Raw genomic sequence first — 6,975 nt, forward strand, 5'->3', positions numbered from 1 at the left:
GTTTATTACTCCGTAGTTCTAAGACCGATCACTCGGTCTTGGCACCGTCAGCTGCTGCAGCTGGCGCGGCTTTGCGGACGCGCTTAACGGCGGGTTTCGAGTCTGCACCTGGAGCTGCCGGAGCGGCGCCAGTAGCTTCTGCGGGCTTGTCGCTGCCGTCGGTTGGGGCGACGTTGCCACCAATCGGACCACGAGCGCCGGCGCGCGGACCACGACGGTCAGAGCCCGGACGGTCGCCACCCGGGCGGCCATCACGGCGCGGGCCGCGAGGACGACGCTCTTCGTCAGGGCGTGGCGTTTCGACAGCAGGCAAATCGTTACGTCCCAGCGTATCGCCCTTGTAGACCCAGACCTTGACGCCAATGACGCCGTACGTAGTCTTGGCTTCCGACGTGCCGTAGTCGATATCGGCGCGGAGGGTGTGAAGGGGCACTCGACCTTCGCGGTACCACTCGGTACGTGCGATCTCGATGCCGTTCAGCCGGCCAGCCGACATGATCTTGATGCCTTGAGCACCCAGACGCATGGCGTTCTGCATAGCGCGCTTCATGGCGCGGCGGAACATGATCCGCTTCTCGAGCTGCTGAGTGATGCTGTCGGCGATCAGTTGTGCATCGATTTCGGGCTTGCGTACTTCTTCGATGTTGACAGCGACCGGTACTCCGAGTTGCTTGCCCAATTCGCGCTTGAGATTCTCGATGTCTTCGCCCTTCTTGCCGATGACGACACCCGGGCGCGCCGAGTAGATCGTGATACGTGCATTCTTGGCGGGACGCTCGATCAGCACGCGCGAAACGGACGCGTTCTTGAGCTTCTTCTTCAGGTACTCACGTACCTTGATATCTTCTGCCAGCATGCCGGCGAAGTCGCGGTTGCTTGCGTACCAGCGGCTGGACCAGTTACGGCTGACCGCAAGGCGGAAGCCGGTTGGGTGGATCTTCTGTCCCATATTTCTTCCAGGCCTGTTAGTTGCCAACCGTCACGTACACATGGCACGTGGGCTTGCTGATGCGATTGCCGCGACCCTTGGCGCGCGCGGTGAAGCGCTTGAGCGTGGCGCCCTGTTCGACGTAGATGGTCTTCACCTTCAGTTCGTCGATATCGGCCCCGTCGTTGTGCTCTGCGTTGGCAATTGCCGATTCGAGCACCTTCTTTACGATGACGGCGGCCTTCTTCTGCGTGAATTGCAGAATGTTGAGTGCTTGATCGACTTTCTTTCCGCGGATCAGGTCAGCGACCAGACGGCCCTTGTCGACCGAAAGGCGAACGCCGCGGAGGACTGCACGTGTTTCAGACATGGTCGTTCCTTACTTCTTCTGGACTTTCTTGTCCGCGGGATGCCCCTTGAAAGTGCGCGTGAGCGCAAATTCACCGAGCTTGTGACCAACCATCTGGTCGGTGATGTACACGGGCACGTGCTGTTTGCCGTTGTGCACAGCGATCGTCAGGCCGATGAATTCCGGCAGAACCATTGAGCGACGCGACCAGGTCTTGATCGGCTTCTTGTCCTTGTTCGTCACAGCCTTGTCGGCCTTGGCCACAAGGTGGTGATCCACGAACGGACCCTTTTTGAGAGAGCGAGTCATTTGCTAACCCTTACTTCTTGCGACGCGACACGATGAAGACCTGCGTGCGCTTGTTGTTACGGGTGCGATAACCCTTGGTGAGATTGCCCCAGGGGTCGACAGGATGGCGGCCTTCGCCGGTCTTGCCTTCGCCACCACCGTGCGGGTGGTCCACCGGGTTCATTACCACACCGCGAACGGTCGGGCGGATACCCATCCAACGCTTCACACCGGCCTTGCCGAGTTGGCGCAGGCTGTGTTCTTCGTTGGCGACTTCACCGATGGTCGCGCGGCATTCCACATGCACGCGTCGGACTTCGCCGGAACGCATGCGCACCTGTGCGTAGACGCCTTCACGAGCCAGCAACGTGGCCGAGGTGCCTGCCGAACGCGCGATCTGCGCACCCTTGCCGGGTTGCAACTCGATGCAGTGGATCGTCGAACCCACCGGAATGTTGCGAATAGGCAGCGTGTTGCCGGCACGGATCGGAGCTTCCGAACCGCTCAGCAGCGTTGCACCGGCTTCCAGGCCCCGCGGGGCGATGATGTAGCGGCGCTCGCCGTCGGCGTAGCACACGAGCGCAATGTGAGCAGTACGATTCGGGTCGTACTCGATACGCTCGACCTTGGCCGGAATGCCGTCCTTGTTGCGCACAAAATCCACCACACGATAGTGATGCTTGTGGCCCCCGCCCTTGTGGCGAGTCGTGATGTGGCCGTTGTTGTTACGGCCGGCCTTCTGGAACTGCGGCTCCAGCAAAGCTGCATGCGGCGCACCCTTGTAGAGGTGGTCTCGCGAAATCTTCACCGCGCCGCGTTGGCCCGGCGAAGTGGGTTTCATCTTGATGACGGCCATGATTAAGCGCCTTCCCCGACGAGGTTGAGCTCTTGACCAGCCTTGAGCGTCACGTAGGCCTTGCGAACGTTGTCGCGGCGACCGATGGACTTGCCGAAGCGCTTGGTCTTGCCCTTGGTGTTGAGCACCGACACGCCCTGAACCTCAACCTTGAACATCAGTTCAACGGCGGCTTTGATTTCGGGCTTGGTGGCGTCCTGCAACACCTTAAAGGTGACTGCATTCGACTTTTCGCCGATCATCGTGGCCTTTTCGGACACGATCGGGGCGACCAGCACGTTCATCAGACGACCTTCGTCGAACTGACGTTGTGCGGGAGTAGGGTTCATGCGGCTCATGCGAACATCTCCTTGAGCTTGTCGACGGCACCCTTTGTGACCAACACTTTTTTGTAGTGAACCAGCGACACCGGATCGGCGTACCGCGGCTCGACCACAAGCACGTTGACCAGGTTGCGCGAAGCGAGATACAGGTTCTCATCGACTTCTTCGGCAATCACGAGCACTGACTCGAGATTCATTGCCTTGAACTTGGCGGCCAGCGCCTTGGTCTTCGGCGAGTCAACCTTGATCGAGTCAACCACAGCCAACCGACCTTCGCGCGCGAGTTGCGAGAAGATGGACGCCATGCCAGCGCGATACATCTTCTTGTTGATCTTCTGTGAGAAATTTTCGTCAGGCATGTTCGGGAAAATGCGGCCGCCTCCGCGCCACAGCGGCGAGGAAGTCATACCAGCACGGGCGCGGCCCGTTCCCTTTTGCTTGAACGGCTTTTTGGTCGAATGCTTAACCTGCTCGCGGTCCTTTTGGGCGCGGGTGCCTTGGCGGGCATTGGCCTGGAATGCGACGACGATCTGGTGAACCAGGTCTTCGTTGTAGTCACGGCCGAACACGGTCTCCGGCGCTTCGTACTTCGAGGCAGCCTGGCCTTGTTCGTTCAGGAGTTCGAGTTCCATTACTTCGCTCCTTCAGCGGCTTGCGGCTTGGCCTTGACGGCCGGACGCACGGTGACGAAGCCACCCTTCGAACCCGGAATTGCACCCTTGATCAGGAGCAACTGCCGAGCCTCGTCGATACGGATCACATCGAGGTTCTGGGTTGTTACCGTGACATCGCCGAGATGGCCCGTCATGCGCTTGCCCGGAAATACGCGACCGGGATCCTGCGCCATGCCGATAGAACCCGGCACATTGTGCGAACGGCTATTGCCGTGCGATGCGCGCTGCGAACTCATGTTGTGACGCTTGATGGTGCCAGCGTAGCCCTTACCGATCGAAGTGCCTTGCACGTCGACCTTCTGGCCAACCGCGAACACGCTCGCGGCAGCAATGACGCCGCCAGCCTTGTGCTGACAAGCCGTATCGGCAGTCACGCGGAATTCCTGGATGATCTCGCCTGCCTCGACGCCCGCCTTGGCGAGGTGACCGGCTTCAGGCTTGGTGACGCGCGATGCCTTGCGCGAACCGAACGTCACTTGAACTGCGACGTAGCCATCATTCTCTTGGGTTTTGATCTGGGTCACGCGGTTGTTCGACACATCCACCACCGTGACAGGAACTGCGTCCCCGTCATCAGTGAAGAGACGCATCATCCCCACCTTGCGGCCCAGCAACCCGAGGGAGTTGCTCAGACTCATAGTTTTCTCCAAAACTTCCGCCGCTGCCACTTCAATTGGCGACAGCGTTTGGTTTGCGAAAGAAGGTTAATAAAGCTCTGCGCAAAGAGGCTCGGAGGCGCAATTTGGGCAGAGCCGAAGATTATAGCGCGCATCTCGCAAAGACCGCAACGCTCCCAACAGCCCAGCAGGACGCCTACTTAACTCGATACGATCGGACTGGGTCTCCACCGGGTGTTTGCTTGAGTTCGCCGGCATGCGGTAGGGCAGAAGGGGACGCTCGCGTCTGGATTGGAATCGAAGTTGCGCTGGTCGCGCCGTGCTGCGTCGTGAACACATGTAGGTAGCCAATACCTGCCGCTGCGGGAGTGACGTTGACTGTCAATGACGTCACTTCGCCCGCTGGCAACGTGCGCACCTCTTCGCCACCTGGGAGCCTGAGACCTCCCTCCGTGGTCAACTTAACCACGGCGCCGCTCTGCTGAGTCACCCCGTCGAAAGCCAGCACCACCGGAACAGCAACACCGGGCACGGGCGTGCCGTCGACTCGATACTGAACGATCACCCCCGAGCCGTTCCCCTTCATCGGAGCCGTGCTCATAGTTTTGCTGGGGGCCGGCGCTTTGCGCAGTCCAGTCATGTCCGCCGCAGCAGCCAACGCATTCAAGGAAACGAAAAGCGCCAACGCAAGGGGCGCACTGACGACGGTGCCTTTTCCTTTCGTAGGTCCAGCGATCATTGAATGGTCACTTTGAAACATGTCGAGGCCGATGTGTTGTTGAAGTCGTTGATTACCAGGATGCTCTCTCCCGCTGGGAAATTGACCGATGCCGCCTCACTTTGGCCGAGACCGTCGGCTTCGGCAATCTGTCCGCCGCTGTAAACGACCCAGTCCGGATCGACCGCGCTCGAATCGGCTAGCACTGTGATCGTATGGGTACCCGCCGCCGGTGCGGTGAGCCGGAGATAGGCGTAACTCCCCAGTTTGTTGCCGGCACCCGCCTGATTGGAAACACAGGCCGACTTGACTGCGCCCGCCGCAGCGCTCTGATACATGGGAAGAGCGGCCTGAACTCCGCCATCGTTCATTTCAAGAACGCCGTACGGATCAGAAAAAGCGCTGATCTTCTGCCCCGTCAAAAGCGCGGACAGATTCGAAGCGCCTTCCGGTGCGGTCAAATAGAAGGCAGCGGCGAACGGGTGAATAGAGGTCACAGGCAACCCGCGCTTGAACGGCCCGGTCATGGTGTCGTGGATCGCCTTGAAGCCAACTTGCCCATTCAAGATCCACAGAATTGACTGCACGGAGGCCTCGCGAAACCATCCAGGATCCGAACCGTCCCCGGCTCGGAGATCAACATTGGACCCTTGAGCTTGGCCGGGCCCGACTGAATCGATGTAATTGCTGCGTCCCAGGGCGATGCCTGACCACGCATTGCCCCAACCCTCCGAAAACGCGACCCGCCGATCGAGCCTGTCCGTGATGGCATGGCTGCCCCCAGGGGAATCGTCACGACTGAATGCTGACTGATAGTAGTGACCCCATTCATGGGCAATCACCGATTCATCGTACTCGTCCGAGTCAACGTTCTCCTTGCCCAGAACAAAGATCGTGCGGCCCGCCGTTCCGTTGCCAAAGAAGGTCGTGCCGATTTGCCCCAGAGCTGGATTGCCGCTGGCCGGGACATTGTTAGCACTCCAGAACACACGCAACGCTGGAAAAGCCGTATTGGGCGCGACCGACAACACCTTAGCCTGAGCCGTATAAATCGTATCCAGGAGAGCAAACGGCGCCGCGACACGCATCCCGCTATATCCGGACCCGCCCCACCCGGACGGCGCATGAACGTCACGCGCGAGCACAGCAGCGGTGCCGGAGGCAAACGTAGGCGTCTCCATTGCGTAGATGGCATTGGCCTGGGTGTTGTCGCGGACCGAGACATCCCAACTCGGCCCAGCACCCAGTTGCGACAACTGAGCTTTGACGCGCACTATCAGCGATGTATTCGACGGGACCGCCACCGAGTACAGGCCTTTCTCATCCGTATTGGCGGAGGCAACGATGTTTGATGCGGCGTTCAAGATTTCGACCACTGCTCCTCGAACCGGCTTCGCAACTGTTGCCGCATAGTTCAGAGCGCCCGTGATGTTCGGGACAGAGTCATAGGTAACGGCTCCGCTCAAGCGAACATTGGCTACCGCCACCGACGCGCCAGAGGCGGGCGACGCCGAGGGAGAGACGCCGACGGTTCCGCCACCACCCCCGCCCCCGCAGCCCGCCAGGAGGGCCAGTGCTGCAGATAACACTAATCCTCGCCTTAACACTTCACTTCCCATATCCCGCGCCTCCCTGGCCTTCACAACGGCCTGCCGCCTTGCTTCTAGGATGCCATATCAGGCGCAAAAAAAGCCCGCTGACACAAAGGCCAGCGGGCTTTGAAGTAAGCAAAGGCTCTTATTGCAGCTTGATCTCCACGTCGACGCCTGCGGGCAAGTCGAGCTTCATGAGTGCATCGACCGTCTTGTCGGTTGGGTCAACGATGTCCATCAGACGCTGATGCGTGCGGATTTCGAATTGATCCCGGCTCGTTTTATTGACGTGCGGCGAACGCAGAATGTCGAAGCGCTTCATGCGAGTCGGCAGGGGCACGGGACCCTTGACGATCGCGCCTGTACGCTTGGCCGTGTCCACGATCTCTGCAGCCGATTGGTCGATCAGCTTGTAGTCGAACGCCTTCAGGCGGATGCGAATTTTTTGCTTGGTAGCCATGGTAATTCCTTGGTGCGTTCGATCAGATGTCGAGGATCTTTGCCACGACGCCCGAGCCGACGGTGCGGCCACCTTCGCGAATTGCGAAGCGCAGGCCCTCTTCCATGGCAATCGGGTTGATCAGCTTCACTGTGATCGACACGTTGTCGCCCGGCATGACCATTTCCTTG

Annotated in this window: 10 protein-coding genes; all 10 read right to left on the minus strand. The window is 59.7% G+C overall.

Annotation, left to right across the window (positions count from 1 at the left end):
* Window positions 1-28: 28 nt before the first annotated feature.
* Complete coding sequence (rpsC, locus tag AC1DEK_RS11080; protein WP_478125262.1) at window positions 29-949, minus strand: 30S ribosomal protein S3; 921 nt, start codon at window positions 947-949, stop codon at window positions 29-31.
* A 16-nt stretch (window positions 950-965) separates the two neighbouring features.
* Window positions 966-1,298 carry a 50S ribosomal protein L22 gene (gene rplV, locus AC1DEK_RS11085; RefSeq protein WP_019657678.1) on the minus strand — a complete coding sequence of 111 codons (333 nt, stop codon included), beginning with the start codon at window positions 1,296-1,298 and terminating at the stop codon, window positions 966-968.
* A gap of 9 nt (window positions 1,299-1,307) precedes the next feature.
* On the minus strand, window positions 1,308-1,586 hold the full coding sequence (rpsS, locus tag AC1DEK_RS11090) for a 30S ribosomal protein S19 (protein ID WP_062478874.1): 279 nt from the start codon (window positions 1,584-1,586) through the stop codon (window positions 1,308-1,310).
* A 10-nt stretch (window positions 1,587-1,596) separates the two neighbouring features.
* Complete coding sequence (gene rplB / locus AC1DEK_RS11095) at window positions 1,597-2,421, minus strand: 50S ribosomal protein L2 (RefSeq protein WP_028250945.1); 825 nt, start codon at window positions 2,419-2,421, stop codon at window positions 1,597-1,599.
* A 2-nt stretch (window positions 2,422-2,423) separates the two neighbouring features.
* Window positions 2,424-2,759, minus strand: a complete 336-nt coding sequence (rplW, locus tag AC1DEK_RS11100) for a 50S ribosomal protein L23 (RefSeq protein WP_478125263.1) — start codon at window positions 2,757-2,759, stop codon at window positions 2,424-2,426.
* Window positions 2,756-3,376, minus strand: coding sequence for a 50S ribosomal protein L4 (rplD, locus tag AC1DEK_RS11105; RefSeq protein ID WP_478125264.1), 621 nt, complete (start codon window positions 3,374-3,376; stop codon window positions 2,756-2,758). The genes rplW and rplD overlap by 4 nt, the downstream gene beginning before the upstream one ends.
* The gene (gene rplC, locus AC1DEK_RS11110) at window positions 3,376-4,056 is read right to left on the minus strand and encodes a 50S ribosomal protein L3 (protein WP_478125265.1); all 681 of its coding nucleotides are present in this window, start codon (window positions 4,054-4,056) and stop codon (window positions 3,376-3,378) included. The genes rplD and rplC overlap by 1 nt, the downstream gene beginning before the upstream one ends.
* 714 nt (window positions 4,057-4,770) lie before the next feature.
* Complete coding sequence (locus AC1DEK_RS11115; RefSeq protein WP_478125266.1) at window positions 4,771-6,342, minus strand: hypothetical protein; 1,572 nt, start codon at window positions 6,340-6,342, stop codon at window positions 4,771-4,773.
* Window positions 6,343-6,490: 148 nt separating this feature from the next.
* Window positions 6,491-6,805 (minus strand): 30S ribosomal protein S10, encoded by a 315-nt coding sequence (gene rpsJ, locus AC1DEK_RS11120; RefSeq protein ID WP_028250951.1) that lies wholly within the window; start codon window positions 6,803-6,805, stop codon window positions 6,491-6,493.
* Window positions 6,806-6,827: 22 nt separating this feature from the next.
* A partial coding sequence (locus AC1DEK_RS11125; protein WP_478099174.1) for an EF-Tu C-terminal domain-related protein occupies window positions 6,828-6,975 on the minus strand: 148 nt, incomplete at its 5' end.

The organism is Variovorax sp. 10N420 (genome assembly GCF_056394705.1).

Excerpts from the sequence above, each read along its gene's own strand:
- rpsC (WP_478125262.1), bottom strand. The coding sequence starts at position 949 with ATGGGACAGAAGATCCACCCAACCGGCTTCCGCCTTGCGGTCAGCCGT.
- rplV (WP_019657678.1), bottom strand. The coding sequence starts at position 1,298 with ATGTCTGAAACACGTGCAGTCCTCCGCGGCGTTCGCCTTTCGGTCGAC.
- rpsS (WP_062478874.1), bottom strand. The coding sequence starts at position 1,586 with ATGACTCGCTCTCTCAAAAAGGGTCCGTTCGTGGATCACCACCTTGTG.
- rplB (WP_028250945.1), bottom strand. The coding sequence starts at position 2,421 with ATGGCCGTCATCAAGATGAAACCCACTTCGCCGGGCCAACGCGGCGCG.
- rplW (WP_478125263.1), bottom strand. The coding sequence starts at position 2,759 with ATGAGCCGCATGAACCCTACTCCCGCACAACGTCAGTTCGACGAAGGT.
- rplD (WP_478125264.1), bottom strand. The coding sequence starts at position 3,376 with ATGGAACTCGAACTCCTGAACGAACAAGGCCAGGCTGCCTCGAAGTAC.
- rplC (WP_478125265.1), bottom strand. The coding sequence starts at position 4,056 with ATGAGTCTGAGCAACTCCCTCGGGTTGCTGGGCCGCAAGGTGGGGATG.
- rpsJ (WP_028250951.1), bottom strand. The coding sequence starts at position 6,805 with ATGGCTACCAAGCAAAAAATTCGCATCCGCCTGAAGGCGTTCGACTAC.